The organism is Acinetobacter sp. YH12156, from assembly GCF_013418235.1.
Lineage (GTDB): Bacteria > Pseudomonadota > Gammaproteobacteria > Pseudomonadales > Moraxellaceae > Acinetobacter > Acinetobacter pseudolwoffii.
In genome coordinates this window covers 15,788-37,619 of record NZ_VPCL01000008.1, presented here as the reverse complement: position 1 = coordinate 37,619, position 21,832 = coordinate 15,788, and the positions used below count along the sequence as shown (strand labels likewise).

General features: G+C 44.7%; 25 protein-coding genes. 23 read left to right on the top strand and 2 right to left on the bottom strand.

Translation table 11 applies throughout. The features are described from left to right. Positions 1-80: 80 nt before the first annotated feature. Positions 81-1,388 carry a peptidylprolyl isomerase gene (locus FTU87_RS08435; RefSeq protein ID WP_180096984.1) on the bottom strand — a complete coding sequence of 436 codons (1,308 nt, stop codon included), beginning with the start codon at positions 1,386-1,388 and terminating at the stop codon, positions 81-83. Continuing rightward, entirely contained in the window at positions 1,388-3,841 is a 2,454-nt protein-coding gene (locus tag FTU87_RS08430) for an LPS-assembly protein LptD (protein ID WP_180096993.1), read from the bottom strand. The genes FTU87_RS08435 and FTU87_RS08430 overlap by 1 nt, the downstream gene beginning before the upstream one ends. 121 nt (positions 3,842-3,962) lie before the next feature. Between FTU87_RS08430 and FTU87_RS08425 the strand changes: the two genes are divergently transcribed. From FTU87_RS08425 to FTU87_RS08315, 23 genes are all read left to right on the top strand, one after another. After that, on the top strand, positions 3,963-4,976 hold the full coding sequence (locus FTU87_RS08425; RefSeq protein WP_180096983.1) for an aminoglycoside phosphotransferase family protein: 1,014 nt from the start codon (positions 3,963-3,965) through the stop codon (positions 4,974-4,976). Further along, positions 4,977-5,666, top strand: coding sequence for an N-acetylmuramate alpha-1-phosphate uridylyltransferase MurU (gene murU / locus FTU87_RS08420; protein ID WP_180096982.1), 690 nt, complete (start codon positions 4,977-4,979; stop codon positions 5,664-5,666). A gap of 85 nt (positions 5,667-5,751) precedes the next feature. Then, a complete protein-coding gene (rsmG, locus tag FTU87_RS08415; RefSeq protein WP_005170375.1) occupies positions 5,752-6,384 on the top strand; it encodes a 16S rRNA (guanine(527)-N(7))-methyltransferase RsmG in 633 nt (210 codons plus the stop codon). A gap of 25 nt (positions 6,385-6,409) precedes the next feature. Then, positions 6,410-7,192: a ParA family protein gene (locus FTU87_RS08410; protein ID WP_180096981.1), complete on the top strand. Its 783-nt coding sequence runs from the start codon at positions 6,410-6,412 to the stop codon at positions 7,190-7,192. Further along, positions 7,189-8,076, top strand: coding sequence for a ParB/RepB/Spo0J family partition protein (locus FTU87_RS08405; RefSeq protein ID WP_005097335.1), 888 nt, complete (start codon positions 7,189-7,191; stop codon positions 8,074-8,076). Before FTU87_RS08410 ends, FTU87_RS08405 begins: the two co-directional genes overlap by 4 nt. Before the next feature lie 33 nt (positions 8,077-8,109). Beyond that, entirely contained in the window at positions 8,110-8,748 is a 639-nt protein-coding gene (locus FTU87_RS08400) for a MotA/TolQ/ExbB proton channel family protein (RefSeq protein WP_180096980.1), read from the top strand. A 10-nt stretch (positions 8,749-8,758) separates the two neighbouring features. Further along, positions 8,759-9,181 carry a biopolymer transporter ExbD gene (locus FTU87_RS08395; RefSeq protein WP_180096979.1) on the top strand — a complete coding sequence of 141 codons (423 nt, stop codon included), beginning with the start codon at positions 8,759-8,761 and terminating at the stop codon, positions 9,179-9,181. After that, entirely contained in the window at positions 9,181-10,908 is a 1,728-nt protein-coding gene (gene msbA / locus FTU87_RS08390) for a lipid A export permease/ATP-binding protein MsbA (protein ID WP_180096978.1), read from the top strand. The genes FTU87_RS08395 and msbA overlap by 1 nt, the downstream gene beginning before the upstream one ends. 3 nt (positions 10,909-10,911) lie before the next feature. After that, positions 10,912-11,916, top strand: a complete 1,005-nt coding sequence (gene lpxK / locus FTU87_RS08385) for a tetraacyldisaccharide 4'-kinase (protein WP_180096977.1) — start codon at positions 10,912-10,914, stop codon at positions 11,914-11,916. A gap of 12 nt (positions 11,917-11,928) precedes the next feature. Continuing rightward, positions 11,929-12,690 (top strand): 3-deoxy-manno-octulosonate cytidylyltransferase, encoded by a 762-nt coding sequence (kdsB, locus tag FTU87_RS08380; protein ID WP_100355374.1) that lies wholly within the window; start codon positions 11,929-11,931, stop codon positions 12,688-12,690. Positions 12,691-12,704: 14 nt separating this feature from the next. Then, the gene (locus tag FTU87_RS08375) at positions 12,705-13,685 is read left to right on the top strand and encodes a DNA polymerase III subunit delta' C-terminal domain-containing protein (protein WP_100329621.1); all 981 of its coding nucleotides are present in this window, start codon (positions 12,705-12,707) and stop codon (positions 13,683-13,685) included. A 15-nt stretch (positions 13,686-13,700) separates the two neighbouring features. After that, on the top strand, positions 13,701-14,042 hold the full coding sequence (locus FTU87_RS08370) for a PilZ domain-containing protein (protein ID WP_005170399.1): 342 nt from the start codon (positions 13,701-13,703) through the stop codon (positions 14,040-14,042). Between the two features lie 27 nt (positions 14,043-14,069). After that, positions 14,070-14,843 carry a TatD family hydrolase gene (locus FTU87_RS08365; RefSeq protein WP_100535277.1) on the top strand — a complete coding sequence of 258 codons (774 nt, stop codon included), beginning with the start codon at positions 14,070-14,072 and terminating at the stop codon, positions 14,841-14,843. A 40-nt stretch (positions 14,844-14,883) separates the two neighbouring features. Further along, positions 14,884-15,498, top strand: coding sequence for a TetR/AcrR family transcriptional regulator (locus FTU87_RS08360; RefSeq protein ID WP_004645466.1), 615 nt, complete (start codon positions 14,884-14,886; stop codon positions 15,496-15,498). 14 nt (positions 15,499-15,512) lie between these two features. Continuing rightward, complete coding sequence (locus FTU87_RS08355; RefSeq protein ID WP_180096976.1) at positions 15,513-16,064, top strand: type II secretion system protein; 552 nt, start codon at positions 15,513-15,515, stop codon at positions 16,062-16,064. A gap of 106 nt (positions 16,065-16,170) precedes the next feature. Beyond that, a complete protein-coding gene (gene gspI / locus FTU87_RS08350; protein WP_252721253.1) occupies positions 16,171-16,572 on the top strand; it encodes a type II secretion system minor pseudopilin GspI in 402 nt (133 codons plus the stop codon). Next, a complete protein-coding gene (gene gspJ, locus FTU87_RS08345; RefSeq protein WP_005170411.1) occupies positions 16,569-17,204 on the top strand; it encodes a type II secretion system minor pseudopilin GspJ in 636 nt (211 codons plus the stop codon). The genes gspI and gspJ overlap by 4 nt, the downstream gene beginning before the upstream one ends. Before the next feature lie 12 nt (positions 17,205-17,216). Then, positions 17,217-18,185 (top strand): type II secretion system minor pseudopilin GspK, encoded by a 969-nt coding sequence (gene gspK, locus FTU87_RS08340; protein ID WP_180096975.1) that lies wholly within the window; start codon positions 17,217-17,219, stop codon positions 18,183-18,185. A gap of 153 nt (positions 18,186-18,338) precedes the next feature. Beyond that, entirely contained in the window at positions 18,339-18,935 is a 597-nt protein-coding gene (locus FTU87_RS08335; protein ID WP_005097321.1) for a 6-carboxytetrahydropterin synthase, read from the top strand. Positions 18,936-18,981: 46 nt separating this feature from the next. After that, positions 18,982-19,695 carry a uracil-DNA glycosylase gene (gene ung, locus FTU87_RS08330; protein ID WP_005097319.1) on the top strand — a complete coding sequence of 238 codons (714 nt, stop codon included), beginning with the start codon at positions 18,982-18,984 and terminating at the stop codon, positions 19,693-19,695. Next, positions 19,692-20,813 (top strand): enoyl-CoA hydratase/isomerase family protein, encoded by a 1,122-nt coding sequence (locus FTU87_RS08325; RefSeq protein ID WP_005097318.1) that lies wholly within the window; start codon positions 19,692-19,694, stop codon positions 20,811-20,813. Before ung ends, FTU87_RS08325 begins: the two co-directional genes overlap by 4 nt. Positions 20,814-20,820: 7 nt before the next feature. Beyond that, on the top strand, positions 20,821-21,336 hold the full coding sequence (tadA, locus tag FTU87_RS08320; protein WP_100358124.1) for a tRNA adenosine(34) deaminase TadA: 516 nt from the start codon (positions 20,821-20,823) through the stop codon (positions 21,334-21,336). Positions 21,337-21,391: 55 nt separating this feature from the next. Next, positions 21,392-21,823 carry an SRPBCC family protein gene (locus tag FTU87_RS08315; RefSeq protein ID WP_180096974.1) on the top strand — a complete coding sequence of 144 codons (432 nt, stop codon included), beginning with the start codon at positions 21,392-21,394 and terminating at the stop codon, positions 21,821-21,823. Positions 21,824-21,832 lie beyond the last annotated feature (9 nt).

Here is a 21,832-nt window from a genome sequence, read left to right as displayed (position 1 = left end):
TTTTTATGCCTGTAAGTTTTGCATGGATAAAAATTAAAAAGCCAGCAATCTAGCGCTGGCTTTTTAAAATGGATCTGGGCTTAACGATTACGTTTAGGATCCAGTTGTGGATCTTTGATTTCTACATAGGCATTGCTGCGTGTTTCACGTAACCAGCTGTCCAGCTCGGCATCAAACTGTCGTTCACCAAGTAATTGACGGGCCATACGTTCTTGATATTCCTCTGTCATATCCTGTTGACGTGTTTCGCTGACTTGCAGGATATGCCAGCCAAACTGGGATTGAAACGGTTTACTGAACTGACCCACTGGGGTGCTTTTCATCTGTTGTTCAAATTCAGGCACCATTACCCCAGGGCTTACCCAGCCAAGACTGCCACCATCACGTGCTGAACCGGTATCATTGGAGAAAGTTGAAGCTAAAACAGTAAAATCTTCGCCTTGTTGCAGGCGGCTATATAAACTGTCAATCATCTGTTTGGCATTTTCCGGACTGACTACTTCAGAGGGTTGAATCAGGATGTGACGGGTCAAGTATTGAGGAACCAGGGCTTTTTGTTCGCCACCTTTACGTTCTAGTAGCTTGAGTACATGTACCCCATCAGCAACCGGAATGAGTTCAGAGGTTTGATCTGGCTGTAGGGTCGTGACACGTGCAGCCAGTTCTGCCGGAATTTCTGACAGGCTTCTCACGCCCATGTCAGCAGCTTCGACTTTAATGCCGCCAGTGCTGTATTTTTTGCTGATTGCCTGAATATCATTGCTGTTATTCAGCTCTTGCTTTACCTGTGTAGCAATCTGTTCCGCATTTTCGCCGCTTACACGTAAATGCAGCACATGTACCTGACTGCCGAGTAAAGCCTGACCTTGCGGGGTATTTAGGAAGTTTTTAACATCCTGGTCTGTGATTTGAATCCGTGAAGTCACGACTTGTTGACGTAAACGATTCAGCGCTAAATCTTCCGCAATACGGTTGCGTAAAGAAGCATAGGTATTGGGCGCCATGGCATCCAGTTTTTGCTGGAAAGCTTCCAGACTGGTTGAGCCCGAATCGCGTGCAACTTTCAGTACTGCATCATTCAGGGATTTTTCATCGGGACGAATATTGTAGCGTTTAACTTGTTCAAGTTGTGCTTGACGAATAATGAGCTGCTCTAAGGCTTGTTGCTCAAGAAATTGTTGGGGTGGAACTGTCTGATTTTGCTTTTGCAGCTGATGAGAAATCTCGGCCACACCTTGAGCCAGATCACTACGCAGAATGATACTATTGTCGACCACAGCTACAACTTCATCTTTAGGTTGGGCAACAGCAAACGTCGTCATCGCTGAAGAAAGGCATAGCGCAAGTGCAGTCGCTTTAAAAATTTGTTTTAACTGTTTTGTCTTCATTAACGTTCTGTCCAAGTTTGATTGATATTGTTAAAACCTAGAATGCGATTTTCTAGTAATGAGGTGAGTTTGCTGCTTAACCCACCTAAGCCTTTCAGGCTGACCTCGGCCATAATGGCGCGTTTGGCTTTGACGTTTGAATCATTAACGTTGTCTAAGTCATTGTAATATGAACGACCATATACAGAAACTCCCCAACAGCATGACTCATAGTTCACGCCAAGTAAATATTCTCGTGCGACACTATTGTCGAGGTCAAACTGCGCATGTCCCACCAGACGCCAGTTGTTGGCAATCGGCTGGATAAATGAACCCACTACATGATCATAGCTCTTCTGACGGTTCGGAATGTCTTTACGATAGAAATAGCCGACGTTGTATAGATTGCCTTGCTCACCGGTATAATAAACCTGCAGATCGCGCTCAGCATTTTGGCCATTCGACATCCAGCTTGAGTTCAGATTAATGTGAACATTATTTGATAGCTGACTGGTGAGCTGAATGACAGGCCCTGTATGGCTTTCACGGTCAAATTTGTCTGCATCCTGTTCCAGTGTGACACGGCGATCTTCAAAGAAGAAACTTTGACCGACACTCGCGCGTAGGCGTTCCAGACCTTCTTCATTAAACAGGCTATAACTCAGGCCTAAAGAGGCAAAGTTATTGTCTTCCAAGCGGTCGTTGCCATAGAAGCGACGCGCACTGAAAAGCTGATCATAATTAATCGAAGCAACGACTGAATCAAAGTTAGGTTGATTCTGCTGGTTTTCATAAGGTGAATAGGCATAGAACAGACGAGGCGTTAAGGTCTGTAAATAGGTGCCTTCTTTTTCGAAAATTAAGCCGGTGTCCAGCGTGAATTGTGGCACCACAATGGACTGGCTTTCACTAGAACCACCACGGTCTCGGGTTTTCTCATCATAGAAGGTATTGATGTTGCGTACAGATGCTTCCGGAATAAAAAACGACCACGGGTTATAGTGATTATAACGCACCGAAAAGTCGTTATAGATGCGGGTGCCGCTTGGCTGGTAAACCTGCTCGTCATTTAGATCAATATCTGTAAAGTTTTTCAGGTCTTTCTGGAAATAAGCGGTATCGTTATTAAACTCAAACTGTAATCCGAGCGGATTGCCGGTTTTATAATTGACTAAAAGTTGTGGCAAGCGTGCATAAGGACGGTCTTCATCCAGTACAGTTGGATCGAGGGTCTGAAAATCTTCAACTTTGAATTGAGCCTTTAAGCCGGGAATGCCATTTTTATAATTAACTTCCCAGGCGCGGCGCAGGTTTAAGTCAGTTTTTGAGTTCGGGTTATTGTCCAGGTCGGCAAAGTAATCTTTGTCTGAGGCATAATTATATTCCAGATTGGTCGAAAACTGATCGTTGATCTGCCAATTATGCAAGTAATGTAAGCTTTTACGATCCTCATTATCATAACTTTCATCCGAAGGTAGATAGCCACCCCAGATGCGACCTTCACCATAATTTTCTGTCAGATAACGGAACTCGCCATCTAGCATGGCACCACGATCACCAATATAGCGCGGCGTGAGGGTAGCATCATACTGTGGGGCCAAATTCAGATAAACAGGAACACCGAGTTCAAGTCCGCCATCATTGGTAAAACCAAAAGTTGGCGTTAGAATGCCGGTAGTACGGCGGTCATCAATCGGGAAGTTGAAATAAGGGATTGCCAATACCGGAACGTCTTTGACATACAGTTTGGTATTGCGGGTTTCACCACGTCCGGTTTCCTGATTCAGCTTGATCTTTTCTGCCTGTATTTTCCAGGTCGGCTTTTGCTCAGGCGGGCAGGTAGAGTAAGTGGCATTTTCCAGTTCTATGGTATCAGTCGATGTTTTGGCAATCTTTTCTGCACGACCGTGGGCATGTTGCTGCTCTGCAATATAGAAACTGTTGTTTAAATCGCCCTGTTGGGTTTTTAAATTATAGTTAATATCATCACTTTGTGAGATCAGACCGCCTTGTGCTAACTGTACCTGACCTGCTGCTTTGGCATAGGTCTGGGTCTGATCAATGGTCACTCGTTCGGCACGGATTTGACGACCTTGCTGATCAATAACCACATTGCCTTCCAGATAGGAGTCGCCTGCCGGATCGTAGTGTCCATAATCGGCGGTAATGGTCGAGGTGGCTTGGTCTGGCGCAATAGTCGCTGCATCTGGAGCGATCGGGGTGACCCAGGCACCTTCACAATAAGCCGAACTTAAATACTGTCCCTGACGTTGCTGCGCTTCAGCCGAGGATTTATCGACATAGTATTGTGAAAAGAAGGCTTCACCTGGATAGGTCTCATTAATGCGCTGTTTGAGTTGTTCTGCATTTACATCGGATGAGACAGTTGATGCAGCATAGCTTGAGGCTGAGCTGCCACATAAAAGGGTTAAGATCGCAGTCGCTAGAGGGTTGATTTTAAAGTGATGCTTCATTTGTCTCATTAACCAATCATGCTTTTATCGCAATTAATTATTGTCGCATCATAGAGAAAAAGTTGATAAGTAGCTACACTTAGCACTTTAAAAACTCAGCCTGTATTAGAATTAATTGCAAATGAATACACAACGCGAACAATTGATACAATCTTGGATTGCCTCTGTACTCGGTTCAGATCAATTTGAAACTCATTTTTTAGCAGGTGATGCCAGCTTCCGTCGTTATGCACGAATCAAACTGAATAATAAAACATTTATGCTGATGGATGCACCACCAGAAAAAGAAGATTGTGTGCCTTTTGTGACGATTGATGAATTTTTTGATGCGCATGGCGTGCGTGTTCCGCATATTGTCGCCAAAGATCTGGAAAATGGTTTTTTGCTGCTCGAAGATTTTGGCGATGTCCTGCTTTCCAATCTGCTGAATGAAGAGACGGTGGATGCTTATTATGAGCAAAGCTTTAAGCAGCTGATTCAACTGCAATCAATTACTGGAGAAGGACATTTTCCGGAATACTCTTATGAAAAACTGATCTCGGAAATGCAGCTGCTGACTGACTGGATGTTGCCAGCCTTAAAGATCCAGCCGACTGAATCAGAAAGTGCCTTGATCAAACGTAGCTTTGCGATTCTGGCCAATGCAGCGCTGGCGCAGCCACAAGTGATTGTGCATCGTGATTTTCATAGCCGTAATCTGATGAAAATTGACAATGAAACCGAACTCGGTGTGATTGATTTTCAGGATGCGGTGATTGGTGCGGATACCTACGATCTGATCTCGATTACCCGTGATGCTTATGTGCAATGGAATGCTGATCGTGTCTATCGCTGGTTTGAAGCCTTTTATAATTTATTGCCAGCCTCAGCCAAAGAAGACCGTGATTTTGAGCAGTTCAAGAAAGATGCCGATATGATGGCGATTCAACGTCATATCAAAATTCTGGGTATTTTTGTGCGTCTGTTTGAACGTGATGGTAAGTCCGGTTATTTAAAAGATTTACCACGGGTGATGTGGTATTTATTAGAAGAATCTAAACCTTATCCAGAATTGCAGCCTTTTATGCAGTTTATGCATGAAAAAGTGATGCCGGCTTTTGAAGCAAAATATGGTTCATATGAGGTGGCTGCCTAAATGAAAGCGATGATTTTAGCCGCAGGCCTCGGTAATCGTATGCGGCCTTTAACGCTGCATACCCCAAAGCCTTTGCTTGAAGTCAGTGGCAAGCCGCTGATTGTCTGGCATATCGAGAAACTGGCTGCGATTGGCGTGACTGAAATCGTGATCAATACTGCATGGCTCGGTGAAAAACTGGCACAAGCCCTGGGTGATGGCTCACAGTTTGGTGTCAAGATTCTGTGGTCACATGAAGGTGAAGGTCTGGAAACGGCAGGCGGGATCATTCATGCCTTGCCGCTTTTGGGTAATCAGCCTTTTATCCTATTAAATGGTGATGTCTGGACCACAATGGATTTTGCACCTTTATTAGATGTTGATCTGAACGATAATTTGGCACATCTGGTCTTGGTCGAAAATCCGCAGCAACATCCAGAGGGTGATTTCACCCTTGCAGAAGGGAAGGCTTATACCTTCGATCAACAGGTCGAGGGTGAAAACCTGACTTTTAGCGGTGTATCCGTCATCAGTCCAAAAATGTTTGAAGGCTTAGAGGCTGGAAAGCGTCCTTTGGCACCTTTATTAAAGGCAGCGATGCTGAATCATCAAGTGGTTGCCTCTAAACTGGCAGGTATTTGGGTAGATGTCGGTACGCCTGAACGTTTAATGGCACTGGATTTGGCAATCCGTGAAGCTAAGTCTGTTTAAGTGAATATTCACTAAGCACTGCCTACTATGACAAGATATAGAAAACGGTATACTTCCACCTAACTTTTTCGAGCGTAGATTGTTTATGCACATGTTTTTTCAAGAACTAAAGCAGGGTAGCCAGGCTTTGGGTTTAGAGCTATCTGAAGAAGCTTTGAATTTATTACTCAAGTATCAGGACGCTTTGGTGCTGTGGAACAAAGCATATAATTTAACTGCGATCCGTGATCCGAAAGAAATGCTGGTCAAGCATCTGCTGGACAGTCTCAGCATTCTAAAAGATCTGCCAGCGGGTCGTCTGCTCGATATCGGTACGGGTGGCGGTATGCCAGGTATGATCATTGCTTTATGTCAGCCTGAGCGTGAATGTGTATTACTCGATTCAAATGGTAAAAAAATTCGTTTCCTGAAGCAGTTTATTGCCGATCTGAAACTTAAAAATGTCATTGCGGTGCAAACGCGTGTAGAAAATGAAGACAGCATTAACGAGCTGGGTCAATTTGATGTGATTACCAGTCGTGCATTTGCATCTCTGACTGACTTTGTGGATGCCTCTAAACCGTATATGCATGAACAGACCATTATTGCCTCGATGAAAGGCTTAATTCCTGAAGATGAAGTCGCTGCTTTAAAAAATGAATTTAGTTGTGAGATTATTGAACTTAAAGTTCCGCGCTTAGACGAACAGCGTCATTTACTGCTATTAAAACGTATTTAAGAATTTTAAAGGGATTGGGGGCAACATGGCACAAATTATTGCGATTGCAAACCAAAAAGGTGGTGTTGGTAAAACCACAACCGCAGTAAATTTGGCAGCATCTTTAGCTGTGTTAAAAAAGCGCGTTTTGCTGGTCGATATGGATTCGCAAGGCAATGCGACCATGGGGTCGGGCATTCAAAAGAATGACTTGCTCTATTCGGTCACCGATGTATTGCTGGGTGAAGTGCCGATTGAAACGGCGATCGCCAAGGCAGAAGTCGGTTATAAGGTTCTGGGTGCCAACCGTGATCTGGCTGGGGTTGAGCTGGCAATTGCAGATCAAGAAGGACGTGAATTCATCCTGCGTGATGCATTGCAAGAAGTCGAAAAGTCATTTGATTATATTATTGTCGATTGTGCGCCAAGTCTGAGCCTGATTACAGTGAATGCTTTGGCAGCGGTTGATGGGGTGCTGATTCCGATGCAGTGTGAATATTATGCACTGGAAGGTCTGGCTGATTTGACCCAAACCATTGACCGGATTCAGCAGGCATTAAATCCGAACCTGCAAATAGTCGGTGTATTACGTACCATGTATGATGCGCGTAATGCCTTGACCCGTGATGTCTCTGAAGAATTAGAACAATATTTCGGTAAAAAGCTGTATGACACCGTGATTCCACGCAATATTCGTCTGGCTGAAGCACCAGCACACGGTTTGCCGGTGATTTATTTTGAAAAAAGCTCAAAGGGTGCAGTTGCTTACTTAAATCTGGCAGCTGAAGTATTAAAGAAAAGCAAAGTGAAAAAAGGAAGTAAAGCATGACCGTCAAGAAACGTGGACTCGCTAAAGGTCGTGGCTTGGATGCCTTGCTAGGCTCAATTCAAAAAGAAAAATTACAGATGGAAGCCCAAGGTCTTGATCATGGTCAGCTCAAACAGATTGATGTGAACCTGCTCAAGCGTGGTGAATACCAGCCGCGCCGTTATATCAACGAGCAAGACTTGCAAGAGCTGGCGGCATCGATTGAAAAACACGGCATTATGCAGCCGATTGTGATTCGTCCGGTCGATGACGAACGCTATCCTTATGAAATTATTGCCGGTGAACGTCGTTGGCGTGCAGCGCAGTTGGCAGGTCTGACTGAAATTCCTGCGATTGTGCGCGAACTTCAGGATCAGGTCGCGATTGCATTGGCTCTGATTGAAAACATCCAACGTCAGGATCTGAATCCGATTGATCAGGCCATGGCTCTGCAACGTTTCCATGAAGAATTTGGTTTAAGCCATCAGGAAATTGCAGACACAGTCGGCAAAGCACGTACTACGGTCAGTAACTTACTTCGCCTGCTCAGTCTGGCTGAAGAAGTGAAAGACTTTATGCAGCAAGGCCTGCTGGATATGGGGCATGCGCGTGCGATTCTAACGCTGAAGGCAAAAGACCAGCTCAAAGTCGCTGATATCGTGATTGAAAAAAGCTTGTCTGTTCGTCAAACCGAGCAGTTAGTCCGTGATTTTAATGCACCTAAACAAGAAAAAGTAAAACAAGCGCTTGCACCGGATATTCAGCAATTGACCCAGCGCCTTTCAGAGCGTTTCAGTGCTGATGTGAAAATTGACTATAACAAACAAGGTAAAGGAAAATTAGTCATTAGTTATCATTCTTTAGAAGAGCTGGATGGCATTCTTTCTATTTTAGAAGATGAATAATTTATATATTTTTTTTATTGGGGAATAAATTAGATGTGGGAATTGGTTAAAGCGGGTGGCTGGCTCATGCTGCCACTGGTCTTGTGTTCTATTTTTATGTTGGCGATTTCGATCGAGCGCCTGATTCGCCTGAAGAGGAAAGCGGTACTTCCGTCTACACTTCTGATGAGTCCAGTGCAAAATGCATCACAAGTCATGCAAAAAATTCAACAAAGTACAGAATTGAAGCACAGTACTTTAGGCCGGGTATTTGCAGCAGGCTATGCCAGCAAGCCGCAGGGCGAACAGTATGCCCGTGCACAAATGGAAGTGATGGCATCGCAGGAAATTGGTTATCTGGAAAAGAATATTAACTTTCTGGGAACCTTAAGTGCTGTGGCACCATTGCTGGGTTTGTTGGGGACTGTGCTTGGGATTATCGAATCTTTTCTGATGATCGATGTGGGGACTGGGAGTGATCCGGTATTGATGATGCCAGGTATTTCCAAGGCTTTGATTACCACAGCAGCCGGGATGCTGATCGCGATTCCGGCACTCTTTGCGCATCGTTATTTTCAGCGTCTGGTTCAAGAATACGTGGCAGAGCTTGAGCAGCAGGCGACTTTGTTTCATGCAGATCTTTTCTGTTCTAATGTTGCGGATCTAGATCAAGATATGCAAAAAGCCAGCTAGGAGGCGGATGATGAAATTCAAACGCAGCCAGGTCGAAGATGTGCATATCAATTTGACCCCGATGATTGATTGTTTGCTGTTTATTCTGGTCTTTTTACTGTTATCCACTACATTTAGCCAAATGAGCCGAATGAACTTGACCTTGCCGGACGCGCAGGGTGTTCCGCCTAAAAGTTATGATCAAAAAGTTGAAGTGATTGTGGATGCAAATGGCCACTATGCAGTGAATGGTCAATCCTTGGCTAGCAAAGAAGTGGCAGATTTAAATACTGCAATTAAACAGATTTCCAATGAGCGCCGTGATTTAATGTTTGTCATTGCCGCTGACGCGAAAGCCAGCCATCAGGATGTGATTCGTGTCATGGATGTCGCTGGACAGCTCGGCTTTGTCAATATTAATATCAGTACCAAAGTACCCACCCGAGGTTATTAGTGAAGCACGATTTTAAGGTCTATCTTCGCCTTTTAAGTTATTTAAAACCATTTTGGGGCATTGCATTGCTTGTCCTGCTCGGTTTTTCTATTAATGCGGCTACAGAAGTTTCTGTGGCTAAATTACTGGAATATATCATTGAGGCCATTCAAGACAAAGACCAGAGTTTCACTTCGCTTTTCCCGTTTTTAGTGGTTGTCCTGATGTTCTTTCGTGGGCTGGGATTATTCATGGGGGGTTATTTTACTGCGGTGATTTCCCGTAATCTGGTGTTCAATATCCGTCAGGAAGTTTTTGCAAAACTGCTGCGTTTACCGTCTCAGTATTATCTGGACAATACCAGCGGGCATATTACTGCCAAGATCATGTATAACGTGGAACAGCTGACCGCTGCCTCAACAGAAGCGTTAAGAACCCTGTTGCAACAAGGTTTGATTACGATTGCACTATTAGGTTATCTGTTATATAGCAACTGGCGTCTGACCATGTGTATCCTGATTTTTGCACCCGTCATTGGCTTTGTGATCAGTAAGGCGGCTAGACGGATGCGTAAATTGTCACAGCAAGTGCAAGATACCATGGGGGATGTCAACCATGTGGTTCAGGAAACGGTCAATGCCAACCTGATCGTCAAGGGTTTTGGCGGCCAAAGTTATGAGCAGGAACGCTTTAAACAGAACTCGCTGGAAAACTTGCGTCGTGGCTTGAAAATGGTCGCTGTGCAGCAGTTGAACAGTCCTGTGGTTCAGCTGATCATGTCTATTTCACTCAGTATTGTCATGTTTATTGCCTTGCGTCCACAGATCCTTGGCGATACCTCTGCCGGTGAATTTGTGGCTTATATTACGGCTGCGGGCATGTTGGCAAGACCAATTAAGGCTTTAACAGATATCAATGAAAAAATTCAACGGGGTATGGCCGCAGCGCATTCGGTATTTGAATTGCTGGATATGCCCGAAGAAAAAAATACCGGGACTTTAAGCGATAGCTTAAAAGGTAATATTCAGTTTAAAGATGTCAACCTGTTTTATGATGATGGTCATCATGCCATTCGTGATTTTAATTTAGAGGTAAAAGCTGGTGAAACGGTTGCTCTGGTTGGGCGTTCCGGTGCCGGTAAAAGCTCACTGGTGAATTTGCTGGTACGTTATCAGGATACAACGTCAGGTCAGCTTCTACTGGATCAGAAACCGATTGAAGACTTTGAGCTGACTGCCTTGCGTACCCAGATTGCGATGGTGAATCAGCAAGTGGTGCTGTTTAATCGGACTGTGCGGGAAAATATTGCCTATGGTCAGCTCGAAGGTGCGACTGATGAAGACATTATTGCAGCAGCAAAAGCCGCTTATGCACATGATTTTATTATGGCTCTGCCAAAAGGTTATGATACCCAGCTAGGTGCTCAAGGTTTAAATCTGTCTGGTGGTCAGCGTCAGCGCATCGCGATTGCACGTGCGATTTTGAAAAATGCCTCTATTCTGATTCTGGATGAAGCAACCAGTGCCCTGGATAATGAATCCGAATACTTTATTCAGCGTGCCTTTGATCAGGCTATGCAAGATCGTACAACCATTGTGATTGCACACCGTTTATCGACGATTGAAAATGCGGATCGTATTGTGGTCATGGATCAGGGGTGTATTGTCGAGCAAGGGACTCATGCAGAACTGATTGCATTGCATGGGGCTTATTATCAGCTGCATCAACGTAATTTTGAGGAACAATAAGTTATGGCATTGGCGCAAATCATTCAGGATGCTTGGAATGCACAGGCAAAGTGGCTGGTGGTGCTGCGTCCTTTGTCATGCTTGTATCGTTTAGGTTTTGTCAGCAATCGCTGGCTGTACCAGAAAGGGATCAAGACAAGCTATAGTGCTCCGGTTCCGGTCATGGTGATTGGCAATATCACTGTCGGTGGTAGTGGTAAAACCCCTTTGCTGATTCATCTGGTTGATTATTTAACTCAACAAGGTGTAAAAGTTGGGGTGATTAGTCGTGGTTATGGCGGCAAAGGTCCATTTCCGGCTTATGTGGATTTTAATACCTTGCCTGAGGTCGTCGGTGATGAGCCTGCCTTGATTGTACAGGCGACGGGCGTTCCGATGGCCGTAGGGCCAAACCGGCAAAAAAGTATTGAACTGTTACTGCAAAGACATCAGCTGGATCTGATTATTTGTGATGATGGTTTGCAGCACTGGGCTTTAAATCGTCAGATTGAATGGATTGTACTGGACAATAATCGCGGTCTGGGCAACCAAAAACTGCTTCCGGAAGGCTATCTGCGTGAATCGGTGACACGCTTGGAAACAGGAACGGTAATTGAGCATTCGGCAAGTCCAAGTTCTGAGCTGCATATGCATCTGGCTGCATCACAGCCTTATCTACTCAATCAAGACAACAATAAAATCTTCGATCCTCAATCGGCTTTTTATGCCGTGGTGGGAATCGGTTTTCCGCAGCGCTTTTATCAGACCCTGAAAAATCTGGGCATAGAACAATTCCAGTGTCATGAATTTCCCGATCATCATGATTATGACATTGAAGATCTACAGTTTGATGATGCCAATCCGATCATTACCACGGAAAAAGACGCAGTCAAGATTATGGCATTACTGAAACAATATCCCGACTTTAAGCAGGATATCTGGGTGGTGCCAGTCGATGCAGTATTATCGCCAGCCTGCTATACGGTCTTGCAGCAACAGTTACAACAATACGGTATTCAAATTTCTTAAGGCTTATTCAGTATGAAACACATTGTTATTCCTGCACGTTTTGCCAGTTCACGTTTGCCGGGTAAACCCTTGCTGGACATTCATGGTCGTCCCATGATTTTGCGTGTGGTGGATCAAGCCAAAAAAGTACAAGGTTTTGATGATTTGTGTGTGGCGACCGATGATCAGCGTATTGCTGAGGTTTGCCGTGCCGAAGGTGTTGATGTGGTGATTACTTCGGTGGATCATCCTTCTGGGACAGACCGCCTCAGTGAAGTGGCGCGGATTAAAGGCTGGGACAGTCACGATATTATTGTCAATGTGCAGGGTGATGAGCCTTTATTGCCGGCACAACTGGTGAAGCAGGTGGCACAACTTCTAGAAGATCAACCGGATTCTTCGATGTCGACGCTATGTGAGCCGATTCATCAACTAGACGAATTTAAGCGTGACAGCATTGTTAAAGTGGTGATGTCCAAACATAATCAAGCTTTGTATTTTAGCCGTGCCACCATTCCTTATGACCGTGATGGTGCGAAACTGGCTGAAGCAAAACTGCATAATCAGGCCTATCGTCATTTAGGTTTATATGCTTACCGGGTGAAACTGCTTCAAGAATATGTCACCTGGGAGATGGGGGTTCTGGAAAAACTGGAATCCCTAGAGCAATTGCGGGTACTGGAAAATGGTCACCGTATTGCGATTGCCGTGGCTGAAGCCAATTTGCCACCGGGTGTGGATACTCAAGAAGATCTGGATCGATTGAATCAAATGGATCTTTCTCATTTTGCTTAAGAAGAGTTGAATACATGCCTTTTGATGTCAATGCACAGATTTATCCATGGCAGCAACAGGTTTGGGAAACGCTGACCGGACGTTTTCCCAAGCTTGGGCATGGTTTATTGTTTTATGGCAAAAAAGGCTGTGGCAAGGAGGCATTTAGCCAGCAGTTTCTGGCTTGGGTCTTGTGTCTGAATCGGCAGTCTTCTGGTGCATGTGGCGAATGTGGCAGTTGCCAATGGCTCAAGGCTGATACGCATCCCAATTATGTGCATATCAGCACCGACGAAGACAATAAAAAACAGAATGCCAAAATCAAGATTGAAAAGATTCGTGATCTGTTGCCTTTTGTGCAGCAGACCGTCGATGGCTGGCGAGTGATTGTAATTGAACCTGCGGAAGCCTTAAATATCTCCTCTGCCAATGCATTATTGAAAACGCTAGAAGAACCCGGTGACAATACGGTCATTATTTTGCTGGCAGATCATTATTTAAAATTGCCTGCAACGATACGGAGTCGCTTGCAGCATTTTGCCTTAGACCGGATTTCTGCAGAACAATTTAGTGATTATGTTCAGGCACAGTTGCCGGATGCAGGTTCTAGCCAGCAACAGTTATTGATGAACCTGTCCAATCAGATGCCCTTACAAGCACTCGAGGTTGCACAAAGTGCCTGGCTGCCACTGCGTCAGGAATTCCTGCAAGACTGGCAAAAACTGGTGATGCAAAAAAATATGCCGCTTGCAATTGCGACCAAATGGAACAAAAGCCTGAGCTTTGGTGAATTTGCTCCCATGTTTGAATACTTGTTGTCCGATTTAATTTGTGTCAAGCTCAATCAAACGGTGAAAAACATTGATCTTGAGTTTAATGTGCTTGCCGAACAATATTCATTAGCAGCACTTTTTAAAATTTATGAAGATTTTCAGCGTTCCAAGCAATATCTCGAGCAGAATGTTCAAAGCAATCTGGTGATCGATGAGCTGTTTATCAAGCTGATGAATCTTTAATTAAGGGGAAATCACATGCAACCACGTATGGGCGGTATTATTCAGGCCAATATTCCTGATATTGAAACACTGTTTGCCAGCTATATGCCTTATGTATGGGGTGGTGGACTGTTTATTCCGTCCAAGCAGCCGGTCAAGCTGGGTGAAGAAGTTTTTGTATTGACCACTTTGCCTGAACAGACCCAGAAAATTCCTTTAACCGGTAAAGTGATCTGGGTCTCGCAAAAGCAGAATGGCATCAAGCCACAAGGCTTTGGCATCCAGTTAAGCGGTGAAAAGGGTGTTTATTTCAAAAATGAAGCAGATCGTCTGGTTGCAGGTCTTAAATCTGAAGGGCGTAAAAGTTACACTATGTAGTTCATTTAGCTGTGGTAGGAACGCATTGTGTTTGTAGATACCCATTGTCATTTAACGATGCTGGATTTAACGCCGTATAACGGTGATCTGGATCAGGCACTCGCACAGGCCCGTGAAGCGGGTGTATCCAGATTCATGAGTATCTCGGTCGATCTGGATGATCATATCGCGCTGGCGAAAATTGCCGCGCGTCACCCGGATGTCGGTTATACCGTCGGGGTACATCCTTGCGAAGATGCTGCAACTATGGCGCGTGCCACGACTGAATATCTGGTCGAGCTGGCACAACCAGAAAAAGTCTGGGCGCTCGGTGAAACCGGTCTGGATTATTATCACAGTACAGATTTTGTCGAAGAACAAAAAGCCTGCTTTGCCCGTCATATCCATGCTTCGCAAATCACTAAGAAACCGGTGGTGGTACATACCCGTGCTGCCAAGCATGATACCGTGGATATTATCCGTGCGGAAAAATCCACGCATGGCATCTTGCATTGCTTTACTGAAGATTGGGAAACTGCCAAAGCGGTTTTAGACTGCGGTTATTATGTCTCATTTTCCGGGATTATCTCGTTTAAAAATGCCCAGGATCTGCGTGATGTGGCCAAACAGGTTCCGCTGGATCGTGTACTGATTGAAACCGATAGTCCTTATCTTGCGCCGATGCCATATCGTGGTAAATCTAACGAACCTAAATACGTTCCTTATGTAGCCAAAGCGCTTTGTGATGTATATGATAAGTCGCTAGAAGAAATGGCTTCTATCACAAAGCAGAACTTTGAAAATCTTCTAAATTTAAAGTAAATAAAGTTATATAAAGTACAAGAGAGTTTATAGGGTGAAGATGGATCGTCAGGCTCAGTTTCGAGCAAGAGAAACCTTGATTTTTCAAGTCGCAGAGCAGCTCCTGCTGGAAAATGGTGAAGCAGGAATGACGCTAGATGCGCTTGCTGCTGAACTTGATCTGGCCAAAGGGACACTCTATAAACATTTTCAGAGTAAAGATGAACTGTATATGTTGCTGATTATCCGTAATGAGCGCATGTTGCTGGAAATGATTCAGGATAGTGATAAAGCTTTTCCTGAACATCTGGCCTTCTTTATGTTGCACCATTTACATCATCCGGAACGTACGGTGCTGTTCCATCAGATTGAAGAACGTCTGTCGACGACTGGCGTGGGAATTCAGCATCTATTCAGTGAACTGTATCAGGTACGCAAACAGCGTTTACGCCTGATCATCCGCATGACAGAAAGTTATCTGGTTTCAATTCATAGCCGCATGTCGGTGCGTGACTATCTGGCGTCGATCTGGTCACTGACCCATGGCGCCGCTGCAATTCTCAATTCCAGTTTTTATCAGCGTTATCTGGGTTCACGCGATACCTTGCGCGTGGCCTATATCGATCAAGCACTGGCTTTGCCAAAGCAGGTGCATTCTGCCGAGCAGTTTGCCTAAGGTTAGAGCTTAGTATGATCAGATCATCTCACAGCGCAGTTCGTGGCTTTACCCTCATCGAATTGATGGTGGTGATTGTGATTATGGGAATCATGGCCTCACTGGTATTGCTGAATACCAGTGGTGTCGATCAGCGTAAGGCCATGCAGGCACGCGAGATTTTGTTATTAGACTTGCAGCGGGTCATGCGTGAGGCGAATGACCAGTCCAGAATACTGGCGCTTGATCTGCAACCCGCGACCGATGTCTCGCCATTTCGCTATGGGATTGTAGAATATCGTTCAGCAGCGCAGACTGAACAGAACCTGCAAAATGAAAAATGGCAGAATTATACAGAATTTAAATTACGTAAGCTGCCGGATCATGTGTCTTTTCGGATTCAGGGGCTAGAACAACAGCGTTATGCCCGTGCGCAAAATCGTGATCTGACGCAGGTGAATTCTCCGCAATTGATCTGGCTGGGGAATGGTGAGGTCAAGCCGGTACGGATTCAGTTCTTTTTAGAAGATCGTGAAGTCGGCTCTGCGATTGAGGTGGATCATCTGGGTAAAATCAATGAAATCTAGATCTTTCAAGCAAAGTGTGTGCTCCAGGCTGATCAAACCATTTAAATCGAGTGTTGATCGATTGCATTGTGGGCACTTCGAGCAGAGCTCTTGGTCTTGCGCAGCGGTGAAACAGCATTTCACTCATCGCAGCTCAGGCTTTACCTTGCTGGAAGTTATGGTTGCACTGGCAATTTTCGCCACCGCAGCCATGACGCTGACCAAAGTCGCGATGCAATATACCCAGTCAACCTCGAATGCCATTCTGCGCACCAAAGCACAGTTTGTTGCCCTGAACGAAGTGGCTCAAATGGAAATCAATCAGCAATGGATGGATGGTACGGCCTCCAAACAGCTGACCCAGCAAGGCGAAACCTGGCAAATTGACAAGCGCAGTGAACCGACGATCAGTCCCAATGTGCAGCGTATTGAACTACAGGTCAGTCTGGTCAATCAGGAGACTGGTCAAGTTGCATCCGGGATCAGCAGCTTGATGTTCTTTAATCATCGCATGAACAATACGCCATGAAGCCTAAAGGATTTACCCTGGTCGAATTATTGGTTGCCATTGCAATCTTTGCGGTACTGTCTGCTTTGGGCTGGAAAGTTTTTGATTATATTGTCAAAACCAAAGATCAAAATGCAGTACATGAACAGCGTCTAGGTCAGCTACAGGAAACCTATCAGCAAATTTTACGGGATACGGTACAGGCAGTCCCTTTAACGGCCAATATCAATAGTGATATTCAACCGGCTCTGGTTTTGCAAAATGGCCGTTTTAATTTTAGTAAAACTGGCGTGACTGATCCTCTGGAGGAGGGTATTTCGCCAGATGAACGCATTGAATATCAGTATCGGGCCGATGAACAAAAACTGTATCGACTGAAATATCGCAACCTGAATCAGACCGGTCGTGATCAACCTGAATCCAGTATTTTATTATCGGACGTTGAGCAATTTCAGGTTGTGGTGCTGAATCCAAATGAACTCACACAGTGGCCTGATTCTTCTATGGATTTAAATCAGCTAGAGCAGAAACAGCGCTTGCCCAAAGGCATTAAAATCAATTTAACCGTGAATGGCGTCAGCTATGAGTGGCTGTTTAGTTTATTAAATACGGACTTTTTGCTTGATAATCAGAATACAGGTCAACCCGGCTAAGAATCATAAAAAATGAAAATGAATAAACAGAGGCTGAAGCAGCAGCAGGGCATTGCACTGATTACCATTCTGGTGATGGTGGCATTGGCGACTATTCTGGCAGCCACGATTGCCCAGCGTCAGGCTGCAACTGCTGAAAGTACCGCCTATCTGATGCGGCAAAATCAGTCGCTGATGTATGCCAAAAGTGCCGAAGCCTTTTTTTCTGAATTACTGGTGGATGATGCTGAAAATGCCGCAGAGGTTGATCATCTACAGGAAACCTGGGCGCAGCCAATGCCGGCTTTTCCGGTCGATGACGGCTATGTTTCCGGAATCATCCAGGATGAATCGGGCAAGTTTAATTTAAATAGCCTGATCACTGCTGAAGATAGCGTCAATGAAAATGCCAAAGCATGGTTCGAGCTGATTTTAAGACGTGCAGGTTTGCCAGCGCAGCTCAGTGAAGCCGTAATTGACTGGCAGGATGAAAACGAGCTGGTGAGTGGAGGTATGGGTGCCGAATCTAATTATTATCAAGGCTTACCGAATGCCGCTTTACCACCGAATGCAAAATTTCATAGCGTAGAGGAATTAAAGCTGGTACGTGGTTTTGAAGAAAATAAGTACAAACTGATAGCACCTTATCTGAGTGCTGCACCGATGCAGGAAAGTCCGGTCAATATTAATACAGCATCTGCTTTTCTTTTAGCCAGTATGGATGAAAAACTGGATGTGAATGCGGTACAGCAATTGCTGGATCAGCGACAGGCCAATTTGGAACACTTTTCTAATGTGTCTGAGTTATGGTCACTCGAACCGTTTGCGCAAGTCGATGCTGCCAAGCGTAATCTGTTTAATAGCCTGCTCGGAGTGCAATCCAATTATTTTAAAGCTCAGATCGAAGTGGTCTTGAGTGAACGCAAGCGCCAGTTCAGTAGTGATCTGGTTCGTCAGGACAAACAGGTATATGTGGCTTATCGCAGTATGGAACCCTTTTAGTCAGGGCTTATTCAGTTATACCGTTAGTCTAAATCTGAACAGCAGCTTGATCCCTTTTCCCTATCAGGCTGAACAGCAAAATTAATCCTCAAAGCTGTAGTTTTGCTTTATAATCAAAATCAATTCACCTATTTTTTGACGACATTACGGCATATGTTAATTCGTAAGTTATTTAAGTTTGAGAATGCTCATATTGTGCGTAACTGCACGTCAGATCGCTGTAAGCGTTCAATCCATGGCCATAGTTATAAAGTCGAGCTACTGTTAAAAGCCTCGAAGTTAGATCATGGGCAAATGGTCTATGACTTTGGTCTGCTTAAAGGTGTGATTAAGGATTTCTTTGATTCTTTCGATCATGCGATCTGTTTCTGGCAAAATGACGACCCGGAATATATTCAGGCTTGCAAAACGTTCAGTGCGCGGTGGGTGTCGTTACCGGTATCACCATCGGCAGAGCAGTTTTCACGTATCTTTTTCTTTCTGGCGCAACAAGTGCTGGCATCGACCGTGACTCAAAATGGCGAAGGTGATGTCGAAGTCTATTCTGTGATTATGCATGAAACCGATACCGGTTATGCACAAAGCTTTTTAGAAGATATTCAAAATGAACAGATGGGCATTCTGAGTCTGGATCAAATTGAGTTTTCTGAACAGGTGCAAGCTGAATGGACCGATCCGGACATGTTGAACAAGCTGAAACAGGGCACAGCATTTCATAACCCGACTGTAGATTTACAGGTACAGATTTAAAGTCTGCGTGACTTGAAATCCATTGACATAGATTTAGGATTGAAGAATGTCTTTAAATGAACAGCAACTGGCCAAACTGAATAAGGTTCAGTTGGATGAAAGCTGGAAATATGGATTGAGTGAGTTTTTACTCAGTCCGAAAATGGACGAATTAAAAGCTTTTCTGGTTGAAGAAAAAAAAGCAGATAAAACAATTTATCCTCCCAATCATCTGATTTTTAATGCCTTGAATACCACGCCGCTCGATCGGGTTAAAGTAGTCATTTTAGGGCAAGATCCTTATCATGGCCCGAATCAGGCGCATGGATTAAGCTTTTCGGTGCAAAAAGGGGTTGCATTGCCGCCATCTTTGCGTAATATTTTCCACGAGTTACATGCGGATGTCGGGGTTGAACGACCAAAGCATGGTGACTTGACGCATTGGGCGGAGCAGGGTGTGCTTCTGTTAAATGCAGTACTGACCGTAGAAGCAGGTCAGCCGACTTCGCATCAAAAGCGCGGTTGGGAAGAATTCACCGATCACGTCATTGATGTTTTAAATGAGCAGCGTGAACATATTGTCTTTATTCTTTGGGGCGCATACGCACAGCGTAAAGGACAGCGCATCAATCAGGACAAGCATCTTGTGTTAAAGGCCGCACATCCATCGCCTTTGGCCGCAAACCGTGGTGGTTTTTTTGGTTGTAAAGTATTTTCAAAATCGAATAACTATCTCAAACAACATGGCATTGAGCCTATAGATTGGCAGCTGGACGCATGACATATTCTCCCCTTAATAAAACTTATCATCCGGATTTGATCGTTGAAGAAGCGCATAATGGCTGGCGTATCGTTCGTTTAAATCGTCCAAAGTCTTTGCATGCTCTGGATGAATCGATTGCTTCTGCACTTTTGGAAGTATTTCAGGATTTTCATACGGATGACAGCGTAAAAGCGATCTGGTTAGATTCAACCACACCGAAAGCATTCTGTGCCGGCGGCGATGTGCGTAAATTACGTCAACTGGTCATTAACGATGAAGTGGCGGCTGCCAATAAGTTTTTTGAACAGGAATATGCGCTGGATCTGTTATTGCATAATTATGCCAAACCGGTTTTGGTCTGGGGTGAAGGTTATGTGATGGGTGGGGGCCTTGGTCTGTTTATGGCGGCACCTTTCCGTTTAGTGACGCCGTATTCGCGTTTGGCGATGCCTGAAATCAATATCGGTTTATATCCCGATGTGGGTGCAACTCGCTTCCTGGCCGATCGGGGCGCGATTGGTTTATTTACCGGCTTGACCGGTTCAATCATGACCGCTGCAGGTGCTTATGGGATTGGCTGGGCAACACATATTTGTGATGCACAGCGTGATTCAGTTTTAGATAAAGTGATTAATATTGACTGGGATCATTATCCTGCCGGTGACTTCCGTGCCATTGATGACACTTTAAATAGTATGCATCGTCCGGTAGGGCCAGGACCACTGCAAAACTCTCTGGATGTGATTCATAGTGTTTGTCGTGGTGTCAACTTCGAGCATGATTATGAATCGATTATCGGTCTGAGTGATGCGCGCAGTGACTGGTTGCGTCAAGCCAGTGAAAATCTGCAAAAAGGTTCACCAACTACAGCTGCATTGACCTGGTTGCTCTGGCAATGGGGTAAGCAGGTACATTCCTGGAATGAAATTTTTGAACTGGAAACCCAGATTTCTGACTGGAAAATCCGTCATCATGATTTCGTTGAGGGGGTACGCGCGCGTCTGGTGGATAAAGACCTTTCTCCTGCATGGAAAAAGGGTGCAGATATGAGCTTAAAAGGTATTTTGTCTGCAAACCCTCCGGTGACCAATATTGAAAGCTGGAATGCCTTGTTAAAACAGTATGGTGTGATTTAAGTTTTACATGTCCGAAACACAATTGAGTCATGAATACTGGATGCAGCTTGCCTATGCGCAGGCTGCACTTGCTGCCGCACAGGGCGAAATTCCGGTGGGTGCGATTATTGTTAGTCAGAATCAGATCATTGGTCAGGGCTTTAATGCGCCGATTTCCTTAAATGATCCGACCGCGCATGCCGAGATTGTGGCGCTGCGTGATGCCTGTCAAAATATCCAGAATTATCGACTACCTGACGATGCAGTGCTGTATGTAACCCTTGAGCCGTGCACCATGTGTGTTGGTGCTTTGGTACATTCACGGGTTTCACGGGTAGTATTTGGCGCATTTGAAGCGAAAGCGGGTTCACTGGTCAGTGCACGTCAATTATTTGAAACTGGCTATTATAATCATGTGTTTTCCTTTGAAGCAGGCTGCATGCAGCAGCAATGCTCCGAACAGCTTAGTGCATTTTTCAAGTTGCGTCGTGAGCAGAAGCGGCAACTCAGGTTACAAGAAAAATTATTAAATACGCAGAAATAAATCTACTTTATCGCTAAAATTCCTTAGTTTCGAATCTATAATTTCAGGAAAAATAATGCATAGCATTCAAGTAAAAAAAGAATTTCCGGCATCGATTGATAAAGTCTTTGATTTAATGTCTAAGCATGCCACCTATAATATTGCCTTTGCGCCGATGCAGGTGCAACGAATCAAGGATTCTGCAGATGCTGAACATCCGGATGGACTAGGTTCGGTGCGTGCTATGGGTGTGGGTCCGCTCAAGCCGCTGAAAGAAAAGATTACATTGTTTGAGCCGAATGCTCGTATTGAATATCAGATTATTAAAAATCCATTGATCAAGCATCATCTGGGGATTATCGAATTTGAAGCGCTGGCCGATGATAAAACCCTGGTCACCTATACGATTGAATTACAGGCGCGTGCGCCTTTTGTGAGTAAATTAATTCTTGCACAGTTACAGGCAGCGATTAAACTAGGCCTGACGAAACTCGCAAAATCTGTTTAAACAACAACG